General features: G+C 38.5%; 18 protein-coding genes, 1 pseudogene and 1 riboswitch. Of the genes and pseudogenes, 15 read left to right on the top strand and 4 right to left on the bottom strand.

Annotated elements, in window-relative coordinates; translation table 11 throughout:
- Nucleotides 1-30: 30 nt before the first annotated feature.
- Both V6S17_RS08785 and V6S17_RS08780 read left to right on the top strand, forming a co-directional pair.
- Nucleotides 31-1,413 carry an L-cystine transporter gene (locus tag V6S17_RS08785; RefSeq protein ID WP_029092277.1) on the top strand — a complete coding sequence of 461 codons (1,383 nt, stop codon included), beginning with the start codon at nt 31-33 and terminating at the stop codon, nt 1,411-1,413.
- A gap of 206 nt (nt 1,414-1,619) precedes the next feature.
- Nucleotides 1,620-1,712 (top strand): annotated as a pseudogene (locus V6S17_RS08780) (oxidoreductase); the annotation flags it as partial.
- Nucleotides 1,713-1,858: 146 nt separating this feature from the next.
- Here the strand turns inward: V6S17_RS08780 and argH are convergent.
- On the bottom strand, nt 1,859-3,238 hold the full coding sequence (argH, locus tag V6S17_RS08775) for an argininosuccinate lyase (RefSeq protein WP_036027611.1): 1,380 nt from the start codon (nt 3,236-3,238) through the stop codon (nt 1,859-1,861).
- Nucleotides 3,231-4,445: an argininosuccinate synthase gene (locus tag V6S17_RS08770; RefSeq protein ID WP_029092274.1), complete on the bottom strand. Its 1,215-nt coding sequence runs from the start codon at nt 4,443-4,445 to the stop codon at nt 3,231-3,233. Before V6S17_RS08770 ends, argH begins: the two co-directional genes overlap by 8 nt.
- A 272-nt stretch (nt 4,446-4,717) precedes the next feature.
- On the opposite strand from V6S17_RS08770, the gene V6S17_RS08765 reads away from it, so the two are divergent.
- From V6S17_RS08765 to V6S17_RS08720, 10 genes are all read left to right on the top strand, one after another.
- Entirely contained in the window at nt 4,718-6,247 is a 1,530-nt protein-coding gene (locus V6S17_RS08765; protein ID WP_029092273.1) for a rhomboid family intramembrane serine protease, read from the top strand.
- Between the two features lie 18 nt (nt 6,248-6,265).
- Nucleotides 6,266-6,487 carry a YqgQ family protein gene (locus V6S17_RS08760; protein WP_029092272.1) on the top strand — a complete coding sequence of 74 codons (222 nt, stop codon included), beginning with the start codon at nt 6,266-6,268 and terminating at the stop codon, nt 6,485-6,487.
- On the top strand, nt 6,472-7,437 hold the full coding sequence (locus V6S17_RS08755; protein WP_029092271.1) for an ROK family glucokinase: 966 nt from the start codon (nt 6,472-6,474) through the stop codon (nt 7,435-7,437). Before V6S17_RS08760 ends, V6S17_RS08755 begins: the two co-directional genes overlap by 16 nt.
- Before the next feature lie 212 nt (nt 7,438-7,649).
- Nucleotides 7,650-8,570, top strand: a complete 921-nt coding sequence (locus V6S17_RS08750; RefSeq protein WP_029092270.1) for a peptidase U32 family protein — start codon at nt 7,650-7,652, stop codon at nt 8,568-8,570.
- A 12-nt stretch (nt 8,571-8,582) separates the two neighbouring features.
- Entirely contained in the window at nt 8,583-9,818 is a 1,236-nt protein-coding gene (locus V6S17_RS08745) for a peptidase U32 family protein (protein WP_029092269.1), read from the top strand.
- A gap of 155 nt (nt 9,819-9,973) precedes the next feature.
- Nucleotides 9,974-10,276 carry a competence type IV pilus major pilin ComGC gene (gene comGC, locus V6S17_RS08740; protein ID WP_029092268.1) on the top strand — a complete coding sequence of 101 codons (303 nt, stop codon included), beginning with the start codon at nt 9,974-9,976 and terminating at the stop codon, nt 10,274-10,276.
- Nucleotides 10,254-10,706: a prepilin-type N-terminal cleavage/methylation domain-containing protein gene (locus V6S17_RS08735; protein ID WP_080712962.1), complete on the top strand. Its 453-nt coding sequence runs from the start codon at nt 10,254-10,256 to the stop codon at nt 10,704-10,706. The genes comGC and V6S17_RS08735 overlap by 23 nt, the downstream gene beginning before the upstream one ends.
- Nucleotides 10,675-11,001 (top strand): type II secretion system protein, encoded by a 327-nt coding sequence (locus tag V6S17_RS08730; protein ID WP_029092266.1) that lies wholly within the window; start codon nt 10,675-10,677, stop codon nt 10,999-11,001. The genes V6S17_RS08735 and V6S17_RS08730 overlap by 32 nt, the downstream gene beginning before the upstream one ends.
- Entirely contained in the window at nt 10,937-11,386 is a 450-nt protein-coding gene (locus V6S17_RS08725; RefSeq protein ID WP_080712961.1) for a prepilin-type N-terminal cleavage/methylation domain-containing protein, read from the top strand. Before V6S17_RS08730 ends, V6S17_RS08725 begins: the two co-directional genes overlap by 65 nt.
- Nucleotides 11,370-11,570 (top strand): hypothetical protein, encoded by a 201-nt coding sequence (locus V6S17_RS08720; protein WP_029092264.1) that lies wholly within the window; start codon nt 11,370-11,372, stop codon nt 11,568-11,570. The genes V6S17_RS08725 and V6S17_RS08720 overlap by 17 nt, the downstream gene beginning before the upstream one ends.
- Before the next feature lie 54 nt (nt 11,571-11,624).
- Here the strand turns inward: V6S17_RS08720 and comGB are convergent, their stop codons facing one another.
- The gene (comGB, locus tag V6S17_RS08715; protein WP_029092263.1) at nt 11,625-12,644 is read right to left on the bottom strand and encodes a competence type IV pilus assembly protein ComGB; all 1,020 of its coding nucleotides are present in this window, start codon (nt 12,642-12,644) and stop codon (nt 11,625-11,627) included.
- Nucleotides 12,580-13,542, bottom strand: coding sequence for an ATPase, T2SS/T4P/T4SS family (locus V6S17_RS08710; protein ID WP_051536007.1), 963 nt, complete (start codon nt 13,540-13,542; stop codon nt 12,580-12,582). The genes comGB and V6S17_RS08710 overlap by 65 nt, the downstream gene beginning before the upstream one ends.
- A gap of 253 nt (nt 13,543-13,795) precedes the next feature.
- Nucleotides 13,796-13,885, top strand: a riboswitch (glycine riboswitch).
- A gap of 112 nt (nt 13,886-13,997) precedes the next feature.
- Between V6S17_RS08710 and gcvT the strand changes: the two genes are divergently transcribed.
- From gcvT to gcvPB, 3 genes are read left to right on the top strand one after another with little or no spacing between them, the layout of a single operon-like run.
- Nucleotides 13,998-15,089, top strand: a complete 1,092-nt coding sequence (gcvT, locus tag V6S17_RS08705; RefSeq protein WP_029092262.1) for a glycine cleavage system aminomethyltransferase GcvT — start codon at nt 13,998-14,000, stop codon at nt 15,087-15,089.
- Between the two features lie 12 nt (nt 15,090-15,101).
- The gene (gene gcvPA, locus V6S17_RS08700) at nt 15,102-16,448 is read left to right on the top strand and encodes an aminomethyl-transferring glycine dehydrogenase subunit GcvPA (protein ID WP_029092261.1); all 1,347 of its coding nucleotides are present in this window, start codon (nt 15,102-15,104) and stop codon (nt 16,446-16,448) included.
- Complete coding sequence (gene gcvPB / locus V6S17_RS08695; RefSeq protein WP_029092260.1) at nt 16,448-17,908, top strand: aminomethyl-transferring glycine dehydrogenase subunit GcvPB; 1,461 nt, start codon at nt 16,448-16,450, stop codon at nt 17,906-17,908. Before gcvPA ends, gcvPB begins: the two co-directional genes overlap by 1 nt.
- The last annotated feature ends 24 nt before the right edge of the window (nt 17,909-17,932 follow it).

Below are 17,932 nucleotides of genomic sequence, written 5' to 3'. Positions count from 1 at the left end.
TCCAGTCGGAATAAAATAGGAGTGTGAGAAATGACAATCACGTTAGTAATTATAAACTTAGTTATCGCAGCCATTATTTTGGGACTATTTGTCCTAATGCAAAAAAAAGGTGTTTCTTTTTCTAAACGTGTATTAACAGCTTTAGGAGTAGGTGTCCTAGCAGGTTTAGCACTACAATTCAGCTATGGTTCAGCCGGGAAAATAACAACGATGACAACAGATTGGTTAGGTCTTGTGGGGAATAGTTATATCAAATTCTTGCAAATGATCGCCATACCCTTAATTTTTGTATCCATTGTCGCAGCCTTTACTCGTCTACAGTTGAAAGCGAATGTCGCTAAAATTGGTACAACAATAATTGTTGTATTAGTTGTTACAGCAGCAATTGCAGCTGCAGTGGGTATTGGAGCAGCGTTATTATTTAAATTAGATGCAAGTAGTATTACGCAAGGTGCCACAGAATTAGCACGTGCACAAGATTTACAAGACCGTGTCGCTTCAGTTGACCTGACACTACCACAAAAAATTGTGGAGTTTATCCCTAGCAACGTATTCTTAGACTTTACAGGCGCACGCCCAACCTCAACATTAGGTGTCGTTATCTTCGCGATGTTTGTCGGGATTGCTTATACAACATTAAAAGGAAAACAAGCCAAAGAAGCAGCGTTTTTCGCTAGATTAATTGATTCGTTTTACGCAATCATTATTCGTATTGTGCGTATGATTATACAATTAACGCCTTATGGTGTTTTCGCCATTATTACAAATACAACCGCAACAAGTGATTTAGGCGCAATTGCTAAATTAGGAACATTCGTTGTCGCATCCTATGTGGCATTGATAGTGATGTTTATTATTCACCTCGCTATTCTTGGTATCGCAGGTATGAGTCCAAAAACATTCCTAAAAGAAGCAATGCCAGCGTTGACATTTGCCTTCACATCACGTACTTCTGCAGGTGCATTGCCGTTAAATGTTGCTGCACAAGAACGAATGGGAGTACCGAGTGGTATTGCAAACTTCTCAGCTTCATTTGGTTTGTCAATTGGTCAAAACGGTTGTGCGGGGATTTATCCAGCAATGTTAGCAATTATGATAGCCGTATCAACAGGTATAGATGTGACCTCGTGGACATTTATTCTAACAGTGATAGCTGTAGTTGCTATCAGTTCATTCGGTGTTGCTGGAGTCGGTGGTGGTGCTACGTTTGCAGCAATCATCGTTTTATCAGCATTGAATCTGCCAGTTGGTTTAGCGGGCGTTTTGATTTCTGTCGAGCCTTTAATTGATATGGGACGTACAGCATTGAATGTCAGTGATTCAATGGTAGCTGGTGTTGTCACAAGTAAAGTTGATGGCAGCTTTGATCCAGAAAATGCCGATAACGAAGAGCACGATGCTGTCACAGCATAAATGTAGTCGCGCTTAAATAAGAATTAAGAAATCCACTGTGGGAGATGTTGCCGCAGTTGGTTTCTTTTTTTAGATTTTTTTTCAAGTTTAATGGCACTAAATGCGAGTTCGTAGTCGTGTTGTGCTAGTTTTTTTAAATCGTTAGTGGCGTACAATCACTTTATATAAGTCAATTATATAAAGTCATGTGAAAGTAGTGATAAACGTTGGATTTAAATTTGAATGGAAAAACAGCATTGGTAACAGGATCAACAAAAGGGATTGGTAAAGCGATAGCTGCTGAATTGGCTCAAAATGGAGACGATGAAAATTTTTTTTTCGAGCATTTAAAAAAGCTGAAGGTACAACGATATCAAACTGGCGACAAACCCATTAATTTACAATGAAAAAACCGCTCCCCCTGTAGATTTTCATCTACTTTGGAGCAGCGGTTTTTATGTGTTTTTTAAGCAAGCAAAGCTTTTGCTTCATGGATTTGAGCTTTCACTTGTTCAAATCCAGTGCCACCATAACTATTACGTCTTGCTACAGCTGTTTCAGGTTGTAAGACAGTGAAGATATCCGCTTCGAAGAGTGGATGCGCGGCTTGCAGCGTTTCAAGACTAAGATCAGCCAGGTAAATATTATTTTGGATACAAAACAACACTAACTGACCCACAATTTCGTGCGCTTGACGGAAGGGTAACTGTTTCGCTGCTAAATAATCCGCCAGTTCTGTTGCGTTAGAGAAATCCTGTTTCGTGGTAGCTTCTAAATGCGCGACATTAACAGTCATCGTTTCAATCATACCTGCCATAATTGTTAAGGCACCTTCTAATGTATGTGCAGTGTCAAATACGCCTTCTTTATCCTCTTGCATATCTTTATTGTATGCCAAAGATAATCCTTTTAGGACGGTTAGTAAGCCCACCAAATCACCATATACACGTCCCGTCTTACCACGGATTAATTCAGCCATATCGGGATTTTTCTTTTGGGGCATAATACTTGAACCAGTAGCGAAAGTGTCCGATAACTCGATGAATTTAAATTCATCACTACTCCATAAAATCAGTTCTTCGCAAAAACGCGAAAGATGCATCATTACAAGAGCCGCGTTACTCAGGTACTCCACTGAAAAATCACGATCACTGACAGCATCTAAGCTGTTCGCATACGGTTTTGAAAACCCAAGTAATTCGGCACTGAGATGGCGATCAATCGGAAAAGTAGTCCCAGCTAAGGCACCTGCGCCTAAGGGCAATAAATCAATCCGTTTGATACTATCTTCAAATCGGCCTTTATCACGTTCCAACATCCAAAAATAAGCCATCAAATGGTGGGCAAATGAAATCGGTTGTGCACGCTGTAAATGTGTGTAGCCTGGCATTACAGTGTGAATATGCTGTTCCGCTAAATCAATCAATACCGTTTGAAGTTTTGTAATTAATTCAGTAGCAAGCGGCACTTGTTTCAGCAAATAGAGGTGCATGTCAGTTGCAACTTGATCGTTACGGCTACGTCCAGTATGGAGTTTTCCAGCAACAGGTCCAATCAAATCGTGCAGTAATTTTTCGATATTGAGATGAATATCTTCATTTGCGACAGTATAGACCAACTGATAATTTTTAGCTTGTTCCATTAAAGTCTGTAAACCCTCTGTAATAAGTGAGACATCAGCTTCTGGCAAAATTCCTGTTGCGCCAAGCATCTTAACGTGAGCTAAACTACCTTGAATATCTTCTAAAACGAGTGCTTGATCAAACGAAATCGAAGCACCAAAGGAATCGACCCATTCCTCATTGGTAGCTTGAAAACGTCCACCCCACAGTTTAGCATTACTCATGGACAGTACTCTTTGCGTGAAGTTGTACTTCGGCATTTACTTTAGTAGAAAGGCCCCATAATTTGATAAAGCCAACAGCTGCATCTTGGTCGAATGTATCTTCAGAAGTATAGGTTGCAAGGTTTTCGTTATAAAGTGAAACGGGTGACTTACGACCGACAACAATGGCTTGTCCTTTATATAATTTCAAACGAACAGTTCCCGTTACGTTTTCTTGTGTTTCTTTAATAAAAGCAATCAGAGCTTTTGTTAAAGGGTTGAACCATAGACCATCATAAATCATTTGAGTTAACTGTAATTCAACAGTAGGCTTAAAGTGAGCCGTTTCTTGAATTAAGGTAATTGATTCAAGTGCTTTATGTGCTGTGATCAAAGTCATTGCCCCCGGAGCTTCGTAAAGTTCACGTGATTTAATACCTACCACACGATTTTCAATGTGATCAATTTGACCAACACCATGTTTACCAGCAATGTCATTTAGTTGTGCAACGATTTCTGCTGCAGTGAATGTCTGGCCATTAAGAGCAGAAGGCACCCCTTTTTCAAATGAAAGCTCAATGATTTCTGGTTGGTCAGGAGCATCTTCTAAATCAGAGATTGTTAATTCATAGGCACCAGCAGGTGGTGTAGCCCAAGGATCTTCTAAAACACCACATTCAATGGCGCGTCCCCATAAGTTTTGATCAACAGAATAAGGATTATCTAAGTTAATTGGGATGGGAATATCATTTTGAATAGCGTATTCAATCTCTTCTTCACGTGACCATTTCCAATCACGTACAGGAGCCAATACCTTAATATTCGGGGCCAAAGCTTGGAAAGAAACTTCAAAACGAACTTGGTCATTCCCTTTTCCCGTACAACCGTGAGCAACAGCAACAGCGCCTTCTTGTTCAACGATTTCGACAAGTTTTTTAGCAATTAAGGGACGGCTTAAAGCAGAAATCAAAGGATAAACGCCTTCGTATAAAGTGTGAGCTTGCAGTGAGATTAAGGCGTAATCGTTAATGAATTCATCAACAACATCCAAAACAATTGATTTAATTGCACCAACTGTTAATGCTTTTTCTTTTACAAAATCTAAATCTTTCCCTTCGCCGACATTTAAACAAACTGCGATGACATCATAATTTTTATCTTGTAACCATTTAATTGCTACCGATGTATCTAAACCGCCTGAATAAGCTAAAACTACCTTCTCTTTCATATGAACTCCTCCTGTATATATATACTATTTTTTTTATATTTATACATACATCATAACGCTTAGGCGATTAACATGCAAGTTAAAAATGTATAAATATTAGTTAAAACAACTTTTTCATGTATAAATATAAGCTACTGTTACGACTGTGTATAAAAAAAGAAAGTTAATTCTTAGAAAAGTGTTTGTTTGGAATGGATGTTTTGGTATAAAGGGCGATTTTTTGGTATGATACTGTTGAGAGTTTAGATAAGAAAGTGAGTGTTTGAATAACAGTGAAAATATCAGTAGAGTATCTTTTTTGGTATACCACATCCCATTTAGTTATTGATGAGGGCTATCGAATTATTCATTTTAATGAGGAAGAATTAGAAGTATGGCTTGAAAATCAGAAAAATAAACAAAACCCAATTATTCGAATCTCACAAAGAGACGTCACTTGGAAAGTGCTTGTTGAACGTGATTTTGAGCAAATGGTTAATGTGATGAATCAATTCCGCAAAGAATTGAATCGTCCAAAATTGCAATTGACGAATATCTATTTATCTGAAAAACCTTTAGGTGAAAGTGGCGCCTATAATTATCAGAAGGAAAGCAAAGATAAAGCGATTTTAGTAAATAACTATGTGATTGCAACGGATACACAAAAAGAAGATATCGATAAGTTAAGTGATGTTTTTGTTTTTGGAAGTAAGGAACTATTACCCATTGAAGCGCAAACACAAATGGAAATTGAAAAATTGAAAATGAACATGGTGACGCATATGAGTGTCAATGTAAAAGCGCCTGTGAAGAAAACATGGAAAGATCAATTCTTATGGACGTATGTGTTAATTGCAATGAATGCGTTAGTATTTTTAGCGATGACTTTAATGGGCGGAAGCACAAATACGTATGTATTAGCTTTGTTTGGCGCGAAAGTTAATGAATTGATTGTTGCAGGTGAATGGTGGCGTTTTATTACACCGGCGTTTATACACATTGGAATGACACATTTGTTGATGAATATGGTATCGCTCTTTATTCTAGGGACGATGGTTGAAAAAATATTTGGAGGCTGGCGCTTCCTCATCATCTATTTTGTCTCTGGTTTAACAGGTGTTATAGCAAGTTTTGTATACTCTGACAGTTTATCTGCCGGTGCAAGTGGTGCAATTTTTGGTTTGTTCGGTGCTTTGTTGTACCTTATTATTAAAAAACCACAAATTTACTGGAAAACGCTAGGTGTCAATGTATTATTACTTTTAGGTATTAACTTGGTTTACGGTTTTGTGGTCTCAAGTGTTGATCAATATGCCCATATCGGTGGTTTAATTGGTGGTTTATTAGCTGCCTATATCGTGGCGATTAAAGGCCAATACTTTGATTGGAAACGCTGGGGATATACACTAATTACCCTAGTGATTATCGGATTTTTCATCATGCTCGGGTTCCGCAATGTGAATCAAAGCACTAACCCTGACACGGGAAACTCAGTTGTAGTCAATTATATGGAACATGGTAAAACAGCTGAAGCAAAAAAAGTCATTGGCGTAATGCAAAAAAATAACTATAATGATAATGTAAGCGATTTTTTTGCGGGGAATCTATTGTTGAAAGAAAATCAAACCACAGCGGCAATTGTAAATTATCAAGCGGCAATTGAGAAAGAACCACAGTTTCCAGAAGCGTATTATAACCTTGCATTAGCCTATCAAGCAGAAGGTCAGTTAAAACAAGCGACTTCTGCAGCTAAAAAAGCAAGTGAACAAAGTAATGTCGCCTCATATAAGGATCTGTATGATAAATTGCGCACAGCCAAATAAGGTGAGGAGTGTTTAGCAATGAATAACGTTTACGATGTCCAACAACTATTGAAAAAATTTGGTGCCTTTATTTATGTCGGTAACCGCACAGCTAGCTTACAAATGATGTTGGCTGAAGTGACAGAATTATGGGACCATAAGCTAATTGATTCAAAAGAATATGCATCTGCACGACTGGTACTACTTGGTGCCTTGCGTGAAGAAGAAAATGGGGGAATAGGCGTATGGTTAAAAAATTAATAGGTATTGATGTCGGTGGGACATCCGTTAAATTTGCAGTGGTAAGTACTAAAGGTGAGATTGAAGAAAAATGGTCCATTAAAACAAATATTAGTGACGCAGGCTCACATATCGTCGGTGATATCGCCTATTCATTAAATGAGAAACTGGCAGAATTAAAGCTCTCTAAAAGTGATATCACAGGTATTGGAATGGGAACGCCTGGTTCAATCAATTATACGGATGGAACGGTTGTTAATGCATTCAACCTTAATTGGACAACTGTGCAGCCAATCAGTAAGTCGCTTCAAGCACTAACAGGTTTACCGGTCTTTTTAGACAATGATGCAAACGTTGCAGCATTAGGTGAAGCATGGAAAGGTGCGGGTGGCGGTGAACCAGACGTTGTTTTTGTGACACTTGGTACAGGTGTTGGTGGTGGTGTTATTGCGAATAACCGTATCGTTCGTGGTGTTGCAGGAGCAGGTGGCGAAATTGGACATGTCACTGTTGCGCGTGAAAATGGCTTTGCTTGTACGTGTGGTAAAAGTGGCTGTTTAGAAACAATTGCTTCTGCAACAGGCGTTATGCATGTTGCACGCCATAAAGCCCCCACATCAAAAGCAAACTCAAAATTACGCGATGATGTCTTATTGAACAATCGAGTATCAGCAAAAGATGTATTTGATGCAGCAAAAGGGTATGATCCTTTTGCAGAAGAAGTTGTAGCTTATGTGTCATCTGCCCTCGGTTTTGCCTTAAGTCATATTGGTAATATTTTAAATCCAGCATGCATTGTTATCGGTGGTGGTGTTTCAGCAGCAGGCGATATTCTTTTAGATCCTGTTCGCGATGAGTTTGAAAAAAATGTTTTCAGCACAGTGAAACACAGTACGAAAATTTCATTAGCAACATTAGGCAATGATGCAGGTATGATCGGTGCCGCTTCATTAGTGTTAACAGAAGTCTAATCTTCTAAATGATTAAAAATTAAAGTTATAAAAAGTTTGTTTTTGTCGCTCGCGACGAAAATAAGCTTTTTTTTGTATTTAGGGTAATATATGTACAAAATATAGTCACAATTACTACTTTTTTTATGCTATTCTGGTTATTACTCTGTTTGAAAGGAAGGCATTTTGTTAAACTGAACAAGTAGAAGCTGTAACTCGAGGAGGAACTGAATATGATAGAAATCAGCACAACGATTAAATCGTTGGAACAAGCTGAGGCGTTGTTAAAAGCCGGTGTGAATAAACTTTTATTTGGGGAAGATCAATTTGGTTTACGATTAGGGCAGTCATTCAATCGAATAGAACAAGAACAATTAGTGAAGTTAGCGCATACATATGATGCGAAAGTTTGTGTAATGGTTAATAGTTTGATGCATAATCAGCAAATGGAAGCGATTCCTGATTATCTAGCCTTTTTAAAGAAAATCGGTGTAGATGAAATTATGGCAGGAGACCCTGGTGTTTTTCAGGTAATGAAGCAACCTGAATACGCGCTACCTTATATTTATGATGCACAAACAATGGTAGTAAGTGCACGCCAAATTAATTTTTGGGCAAAACGTGGAGCTGTGGGTGGTATGTTGGCTCATGAAGTCCCATACGAAGAACTTGTTAAACTAACACCAGCATTAGAAGTTCCTGCGACATTTTTAGTCTATGGTGCTGCTTGTATTCATCAATCGCGACGACCGCTCATTCAAAATTATCTTAATTACGTTAAGACAGATGAATCAGTTGGTAAAGAACGAGGGTTGTTTATCTCAGAGCCGCGTAAAAAAGATACACAGTATTCAATTTATGAAGACGTGAATGGTACGCATATTTTTGCGAATCATGATGTCAATTTGATGGGCTATATGGATCGTTTAAGCGCCATCAATATTACATCGTGGAAATTAGACGGTTTGTTTGTATCAGAATCAGCTTTTGTAGCAATTGCAGAATTATTCGTTGGTGTGAAAAAACTGCTAGAAAAAGGCGAATTAACTGAACAACATTTAGTTGAATTTGATAGCCAATTGCAGGTATTACATCCACAAGAACGTAGCATCGATACTGGATTCTTCTTAATGGATCCCGAAGAAGTGAAATAGGAGTGTGTCAGTATGAAAAAAGAATTGATTAGACCTGAGGTTTTAGCACCCGCAGGAACATTAGAAAAATTAAAAACAGCTATTCATTATGGTGCAGATGCTGTTTATATTGGTGGAGAGGCCTATGGCTTACGTTCTCGTGCTGGAAACTTCACCTACGATGAAATGCGTGAAGGTGTTGCATACGCCAAAGAACATCAAGCAAAAGTATATGTTGCTGCCAATATGGTCACGCACGAAGGTGATGCTGCTGGAGCGGGCGCTTTTTTTAGAGAATTACGTGATATTGGGATTTCAGCTGTGATTGTATCGGATCCTGCTTTGATTGAAATTTGTATTACAGATGCGCCAGGGTTACCTGTCCATTTATCAACTCAAGCCTCAGCGACTAACTATGAGACGTTGAATTATTGGCAAGATGAAGGGTTAGAGCGTGTTGTTTTAGCACGTGAAGTATCAATGGAAGAAATAGCGAAGATGCGTGAAAACACGGATTTTGAAATTGAGGCATTTATTCATGGTGCCATGTGTATTTCTTATTCAGGTCGTTGCGTTTTATCAAACCATATGTCGAAACGTGATGCTAATCGTGGTGGTTGTTCGCAATCGTGTCGTTGGAAATATGATTTATTTGATTTACCAATGGCAGGAGAGAGACGTTCATTAACCTCACAAGGAACTGAGGTTGAACCCTTTTCAATGAGTTCAGTCGATATGGCGATGATTGAACACATTCCTGATCTGATTCAAAATGGAGTGAACAGTTTCAAAATTGAAGGACGAATGAAATCAATTCATTATGTATCAACCGTATCTAATGTTTACAAAGCGGCTGTTGATAGTTATATGGCAGATCCGGAAAATTATATCTGTAAGCAAGAATGGATTGATGAATTATGGAAAGTGGCACAGCGTGAATTAGCCAGTGGGTTTTATTACCAACGACCATCAGAAAACGAGCAGTTGTTTGGACCGCGTCGTAAGATACCGGTCTATGCCTTTGTAGGACAAGTGTTAGCCTATGATGAACAAACTAAAATAGCAACTGTGCAACAACGAAATGCCTTTAGTGTAGAAGACGAAGTCGAGTTTTATGGCCCAGGATTCAAACACTTTTCACAAATCATTACAAGTATGCGCAATGAAGATAACGAAGTGATTGACCGAGCGCCCAATGCGATGATGCCCGTTTATATGCCCGTTTCACAACCAGTGAGTCCGGGCGATATGATTCGTAAAAAGAAATAATCTACTCTAAAACTCACCCAACTTGGGTGAGTTTTTTTGTTCGCAAAGAGGTGCTTATAAATGAGGTAGAGGCCGCAAATTTCAAACTTAGCCGATTGAAAGGAGAGCTATTAGTGCGGCAAGAACAATAATAAGAAGGGAGAGGAGGAGGAGAGATGCGTAGAAAAAAGAATGGGTTTACACTCATTGAGATGTTAATTGTGTTAATTATTATTTCAGCATTGTTATTATTGATACTCCCAAATGTTATGCAACACACTGAATCTGCACAAGGTAAGGGGTGTGAGGCACAACGTCAAATGATTGAAAATCAGGTGATGGCATATCAAATGGATGATGGAAACGTTCCTACGATGGAACAACTAATAGCACGTGGCTATTTAAAAGTGGGACAAAATCAGTGTGCAGATCAACGTGAAATTATCATCTCAACTAATGGGAATGTCAGTATTAAGTAGGCAAGGAATGACGTTGTTGGAGGTTTTAGTAGTGTTGGTGATTGTAACGATGATGGTTGGTTATACAATCCATGGAGGTGAACAAATACGTTCGCAAATGTCAGCGCAATTTTCATTGAAACGCAGTATATTACACCATCAGTATGCTCAGATAAAAGCACTCACTGATCAGCGTGATATGTTTGTGTTTTATGATTTAGTGAAACAAGAACAAAGAGTCGTATCGGCAGAAGAAAATATTTTTGCAGAACAGTACAGTGATTTAAAAGTAAAAGTGGCAAAGCAACGTTATCACTATAATTCAAACGGCGAAGTTAATCAGTTTAATACACTTGTTTTTGAGGATAACTATTTCACTTATCGACTAATAATGCATATTAAATGGGGGCGAATACGCATTGAAAAAACAGAACGGTTTCCTATTGATTGAACAGTTGTTTGCGCTCGTATTGATTATCTTATGTGCCAGCATGTTTGTTGGATTATTTGTCATCAGTGAACGTAGTTTGAATGACGTGAAAGTGGATAATCAGCTTTTAGCAGTTATGTTGCAACAATTAGGGGAAGCAACTGAATCTAAAGGAGTGATGCAAATTGATAAACAGGATTATCGTTGGCAGATAAATAAAATAGGCGCGCAATGGCAAATCGAGGTGGAAAATGGAACAGTACGATGGACAGGAACAGAGCAAAAAGTTGAAAAAGAATGGCTTCACACTCGTTGAATGTCTGATAGCATTAATATTATTGCCCGTTTTTTTAAAGGTGGCAGTAAGCGTAATGTTTGGCATTACACAAGTTCATGAACGGTGGTTACAACGACAAGCAGATATGGAATGGCACATGCTAGTGCTCTATTTACAAACAGAAAAACAAGCGGTTAAAAAAATTGATTTATCTGCAAAAACGATGAAATGGCAACTTGAAAATACTGAGACGCTTACTTTCACATTGAAAAATGATAAGTTAATGTTAAAAGCAACTAACGGTGGAAATATTACTTTGTTGCATGATATCTTTTCTAAAGATAGTTATTTTGAAAAAAAGAAAACAACGATTCATTGGTTTTTGGTTAAGCAAGGGCGTGGCTTATATGAGATCAAAACGTAAAAGAAACAGTAACGGTTTTGTTTATGTTTATGCTATTGGGTGTATTTTATTATGTTCACTTATTATTGTAGGTATTGTATCTCTTGCTCGGATTGAACGAACAGCACAATCTGAATTGACTAAAAAATATCACACAGAAATAAAAAAAGGACTCAAAGAAATGAATCAGTTGTTAAAAAAATAAACGTCTGCATATTAGCCGAGAAACAGGGGCTAAGGCAAACGTTTTTTTTACATTTTAAATATATTCAATTGTTTCGAATAATGGCAACATGATACTCAGGTAAATGATAATAATACAACCGCCCACTAACAGTAATAACAAGGGTTGAATTAAACCGACAATTTTCTGCAACCGTTGTTTGAGGAGTTGTTCACAATAACGATGGCAGGCCATTAGTTCCTGTGACAAAAAGCCGCTTGCTTCCCCGTGTTGGATGACAATTGCTAGTAAGGGTAGGAACAAGGGGTGATTTTTTAAAAGTGTGGCAAAAGGAAGCCCTTGTAATAAGCCGTCATTGATGTGACGCGCAATGTGGTTGAATAATCCATAATGTGAAGTACTGCTCAGCTTCAGGATTTTTTGTAATGAGAGGCCGCTTTTGATAAGTAGTGCAAATTCACGGGCAAATAAATGAGTGTAATAATAAGGCATGAGTCTGCGTGTTAGAGGAAAGCGACACCAAAATAGTGCACGTTGATAGGCGTTTTTTTGTTGAAGCCATTGTTTGAAAAAAAAGATAAGAAGCAATGTGATGCACACAGAACCTAATAACCAAAAATGGGCATATTTTAAAAGGTTAAAAATTGCAGGAGGCGGCGCATTTGTGTGTATGAACAACATTTCAATCTGTGGGACGACAAAGGCTTGTAAAACTAAAATAACACCGCTAAGTAGCACAAAAAGAACGGCAGGATATTGGATGAAGCGGCGAATAAATTGTGTTTGTTGCAATTGGAAATTTAACCCCTCGGCACAGTTTTTGAGCGTTTCGGTAAATTGTAAATGCGTTTGGGCAAAGTGTAACTGTGAGCAGATAATAGCCGGGAAATGTAATGTATCTAAACACCGATCAAAGCTGGCGCCGTTTGTGAGTTCTTTTTTTAAACTAGCAAAGAAAATAGCTTGTTGCGGATGGATACGTGTGAGAAAAGCTAAGGCGTGATCCAGTGCTAAACCGTTATGCAGCAAATCACTCAGCTGTTGGAGAAAAAGCGCTTGGAATTTTTTTGTCCGTTGTTTTTGGAATAACGCCATACAGAACTCCCTTCTGGTATAAAGCGTTAAAGGTGAGCCGATTGGATAAAATTTCAGAAGTTAACCCAGGTTTTGTGAGTATTTCATAAATTAGTGCGCGTTGTACCAAGTGGTGTTGTATCGGGACAAATTTTTGGGAAATAATAGCGAGTAAAGCTTGTTTTAAATCTGTTGGTGGTAATCCAAGGTTTTTTAAACGATAAAGAACACCAAGTGAATGAGAGGAGTGAATGGTTGCGACGACAAGATGACCCGTCAAGGCCATCCGAAGCGCCATTTTAGCTGTTTCACTATCGCGTATTTCACCAATCATTAGGATGTCAGGGTCATGTCGTAAAGTAGCGCGTAAGGCAACGTCAAAAGAAAAGCCGGCAGTTTGATTGATTTGAAACTGAGTGAGAAAAGGCGAGGGGATTTCAACAGGGTCTTCAATGGTTAAGATATTTTTATAGGGTTTTTGGGAGATATATTCTAACAAGCTGTATATCGTTGCTGTTTTACCACTTCCGACTGCACCGCTGAAAAGTAGTAAGCCACTTTTCTGAGCGATTAAATCTTTTAATTTTGCTTCCTGATATTGAAAAAGTGCAAGTGGTAATTGATGAACAGGTGACACACATCGCAGTACTAATGAAGGCAATGAGCGATAATTAGGGATGACAGAAATGCGAATTGAAACTCCGGTCAGCTCTGGCCACTCATAACGACCGCTTTGTGGAAGTTGTTGTTCACCAATATCAAGACCACTATTATATTTTAAAAAGGTAATGCAACGCTCAGAAATTTCAAGTGAAAGCTTCTGTAAAAAAGAAAGTGTTCCATTTGAGCGGAAATAAAGCGCGTAATGGGTCGTTTTAGGAGTGAAATGAATATCGCTGTACTTGTTTTTTAAGGCCATTGTAATTAGATTGTTACAGATTTTGGCGATATCGATAAGACGACCTCCTCGGTATTTTGTTAACTTACCTATTCGACATGTACAAATAATGTCCTTTTTATCTAAAAAGCGAACTTTAAACAGACAAACTACCTCAAATGTTCACTTTTAATAAATAGTAAGCGTTTAATATTTGCTGAATTAACTAAATGTTAAGTATTGTCGAACAATTATGAATATGGTATTATTGAAGTGTTAGAAATACTTTTAGTGGAATAACGTATCGCGAGAGAATGCGCAAGCATCGCCGAAGGGGCAAATGAATCCTCATGAAACTCTCAGGCAAAAGGATCGATGCGTGTTACGCCTCTGAAATTCTGATGTAAGATCAGGAAAACAGGGACGCACAGTTTTTTTGTGCGTCCTTGTTTTTGTTCTGTGCGAAGAATAAGCAACTTTTGAAAGGGGACATAGCCATGAGTGAGTTAAAACACACGCCGATTTTTGCGGGTTATAGTGAATTTGGCGGCAAAACAATTGATTTTGGAGGATGGGAATTACCTGTCCAATTTAGTGGGATAAAAGAAGAACATCAAGCAGTGCGTGAAGCTGCGGGGCTTTTTGATGTTTCTCACATGGGTGAAATTACAGTAAGAGGCAATGATGCACTACCTTTCTTGCAAAAATTGTTATCAAATGATCTAAGTAAAATGTCTGATAATCAAGCTCAATATAACATTATGTGTTATGAAGATGGTGGTTGTGTAGATGATTTAATTGTTTATCGTCATTCAGAAACAAATTATTTACTAGTTGTGAATGCGTCAAACACAGAAAAGGATTATCAATGGTTAGCTAGTCATGCTGATGCTTTTGACGTAACAGTAAAGAATGTGTCAGATGAATATGGACAAATAGCAATCCAAGGGCCTCATGCAGTAGCGATTGTCCAACGTTATGCAGATCGTCCTATTGATGATATGAAACCATTTTATTTTGATGGGAACGTTATGATTGAAGGTCATCAAGTGATTGTGTCACGCACAGGATATACAGGGGAAGATGGTTTTGAAATATATATGAATAGTGAAGCTGCCTTAGAGTTATGGCAATTTTTTGCACGATTAGATGATGTGAAACCGATTGGTTTAGGGGCTCGAGACACACTTCGTTTTGAAGCTGCCTTATCATTATATGGGCAAGAAATTTCTGAAACAATTTCACCTCTAGAAGCAGGCTTAGGTTTTGCAGTCAAATTAGATAAAGAGCCTCAATTTATTGGTCAGCAAGCATTGATTGATCAAAAAGCTACAGGTAAAATGCGTCGTATTATCGGTTTAGAATTAGTTGATAAAGGTGTGCCGCGACATGGTTATCCTGTGTTGAAAGATGGAGTTGAAGTGGGTGTAGTTACTACTGGGACACAATCACCAACATTAGGAAAGAGCATTGCGTTAGCATTGGTCAACCATGATGTTTTCAAAGAAGAAACATTTGAAATTCAAGTACGAAAACGCTTGTTAAATGCTGTTAAAGTACCTAAAACGTTTTATAAACGTAGCCGTTAAGGAGGAGAGAAAATGAACCAATACCGTTATTTACCTCTTACAGAGACTGATAAAAAAGAAATGTTGGATACAATAGGTGTCCCTGATGTTGAGGCATTATTTTCACCTATTCCAAAGAGTGTTCGTTTTGAAGGTGATTTGAAAATACCAGCCGCCGCAGATGAAAATAGTTTGGTACGTGAGTTATCACGTCTTGCTTCTAAAAATGTAACGACAACAACCCATACGTCATTTCTTGGGGCAGGTGTTTATACGCATGCAATTCCGGCCGTCGTTGATAGCATGATTTCACGTTCTGAATTTTACACAGCGTATACACCTTATCAGCCTGAAATTTCTCAAGGCGAATTACAAGCAATCTTTGAATTTCAAACGATGGTCGCACGCATTACCGGTATGGATATTGCCAATTCGTCAATGTACGATGGAGGGACTTCTCTTGGTGAGGCAGCTGCACTGGCTGCAGGCGTGAAAAAACGTTCGCAAATTGTCATGAGTGAACTTGTTCATCCTGAATACCAAGCCGTTGTAAAATCGTATTGTGAAGGACGTGGTGTGGATGTTGTTATTGCACCAAGTCAAGATGGGATTACAGATGTAGAAGCACTTAAACCGTTGTTAACGGATGATACTGCAGCTGTCATCGTTCAGTACCCTAACTTCTTAGGACAAGTAGAACCCATAAAGGTATTTGCGGACTTAGCGCATGATAACAATTCGTTACTTATCACCTCATCTAATCCATTAGCGTTAGGTCTATTAACACCACCTGGTGCAGTTGGCGCTGATATTGTTGTGGGTGATACGCAAGTGTTCGGTATTTCGGAAGCCTTTGGTGGACCGCACTGTGGTTACTTCGCTGTGACTAAAAAATTAATGCGTAAAGTACCAGGTCGTTTGGTGGGTCAAACGGCAGATGAAAATGGTAAACGTGGTTTTGTATTAACGTTACAAGCGCGTGAGCAACATATTCGTCGTGATAAAGCGACATCAAACATCTGCTCAAATCAAGCTTTAAATGCTCTAGCTTCAAGTATTGCAATGGCATCATTGGGTAAAAACGGCCTTGTTGAAACAGCAACATTGAATTTCCAAAAGGCTCAATATGCACGTCAACAGTTTGCTGAAAAAGGTTTTAATGTGACTTATGGCACACGTCAATTTAATGAATTTGTGGTTGAATTTTCAAAACCAGTATCAGATTTACAGGATTTGTTGATTGAAGAAGGCTTTATCGGTGGTTATGATTTAGGCCGTGATTATGCTGGAAAAGATAATCAAATGTTAATTGCTGTAACAGAAGTAATTCCAAAAACAGAAATTGATCGTTTTATCAAAGTTTTGGAGGTGGCTAAATAATGACAACTGAAACGTTACCGTTAATTTTTGAACAAACAAAAGCCGGCCGCATTAGCTATAGTTTACCGCCGCTTGATGTGCCAACTGTTGATATTACAAGTATTCTTGGTGAAGAAAACATCCGCCAAACACCTGCGGAATTGCCAGAACTTGCCGAATTAGATTTAATTCGTCATTATACGCGCTTATCAAACCATAACCATGGCGTCGATTCAGGTTTTTATCCACTTGGTTCATGTACGATGAAATACAACCCAAAGGTGAATGAAGTGACTGCAAGACTAGATGGTTTTGCCCATGTTCATCCGCTTCAGCCTGAAAACACAGTTCAAGGTGCAATGGAATTAATGTATAATTTACAAGAGAGCTTGAAAGAAATTACGGGTATGGATGAAGTGACCTTACAAACAGCCGCTGGTGCACACGGTGAGTGGACAGGCTTGATGTTAATTCGTGCTTTCCATCTTGCTAATGGAGATACACAAAGGACCAAAGTGATCATCCCTGATTCTGCACATGGAACGAACCCAGCTTCTGCAGCAGTTGCCGGATTCGAAGTCATCACCGTTAAATCGAATGATAAAGGTATGGTCGATGTGGATGACCTTCGTCGTGTGGTTGATCATACGACAGCGGCATTGATGTTAACAAATCCGAATACGCTTGGTTTGTTCGAAGAAGATATTGTCAAAATTGCTGACGTTATTCACGAAGTAGGCGGTAAAGTTTATTATGATGGTGCGAACTTAAACGCTGTTATGAGTAAAGTACGTCCTGGTGACATGGGCTTTGATGTGGTTCACTTGAACTTGCATAAAACATTCACTGGACCGCATGGTGGTGGTGGACCAGGTTCTGGACCTGTAGGTGTTAAAGCCGACTTGATTCCGTTCTTACCTAAACCTGTACTGCTTAAGAAAGCAGATAAATTTGTATTTGAATACAATCGTCCACAATCTATCGGACGCGTGAAACCATTTTATGGTAACTTTGGCATTAATGTACGTGCGTATACTTACATTCGTACAATGGGACCTATCGGTTTGAAATTAGTCACTGAAAATGCTGTTTTAAACGCTAACTACATTATGGCACGTTTGAAACCACACTATGATTTACCATTTGAAGGACCGTGTCAACATGAGTTTGTGTTAAGTGGACGTCGCCAAAAATTATTAGGTGTCCGCACATTAGATATTGCGAAACGTCTACTTGATTTTGGTATTCATCCACCTACAACATACTTCCCATTAATTGTGGAAGAAGCGTTGATGATTGAACCGACCGAAACCGAATCAAAAGAAACCTTAGATAACTTCTGTGACATCATGATTCAAATTGCGAAAGAAGCAGAAGAGAACCCAGAAATTATTCAAGAAGCACCCCATACAACTTATATTCATCGTTTAGATGAAGCAATGGCAGCGCGTAAACCACAAATTGTATGGCCATTAGACTAACATTAAAAGACTAAAGTTATTTAA

This window comes from Brochothrix thermosphacta DSM 20171 = FSL F6-1036 (genome assembly GCF_036884295.1).
Lineage (GTDB): Bacteria > Bacillota > Bacilli > Lactobacillales > Listeriaceae > Brochothrix > Brochothrix thermosphacta.
Note: the sequence above shows the minus strand (reverse complement) of the source record. Positions and strands in the feature narration are given on the sequence as shown.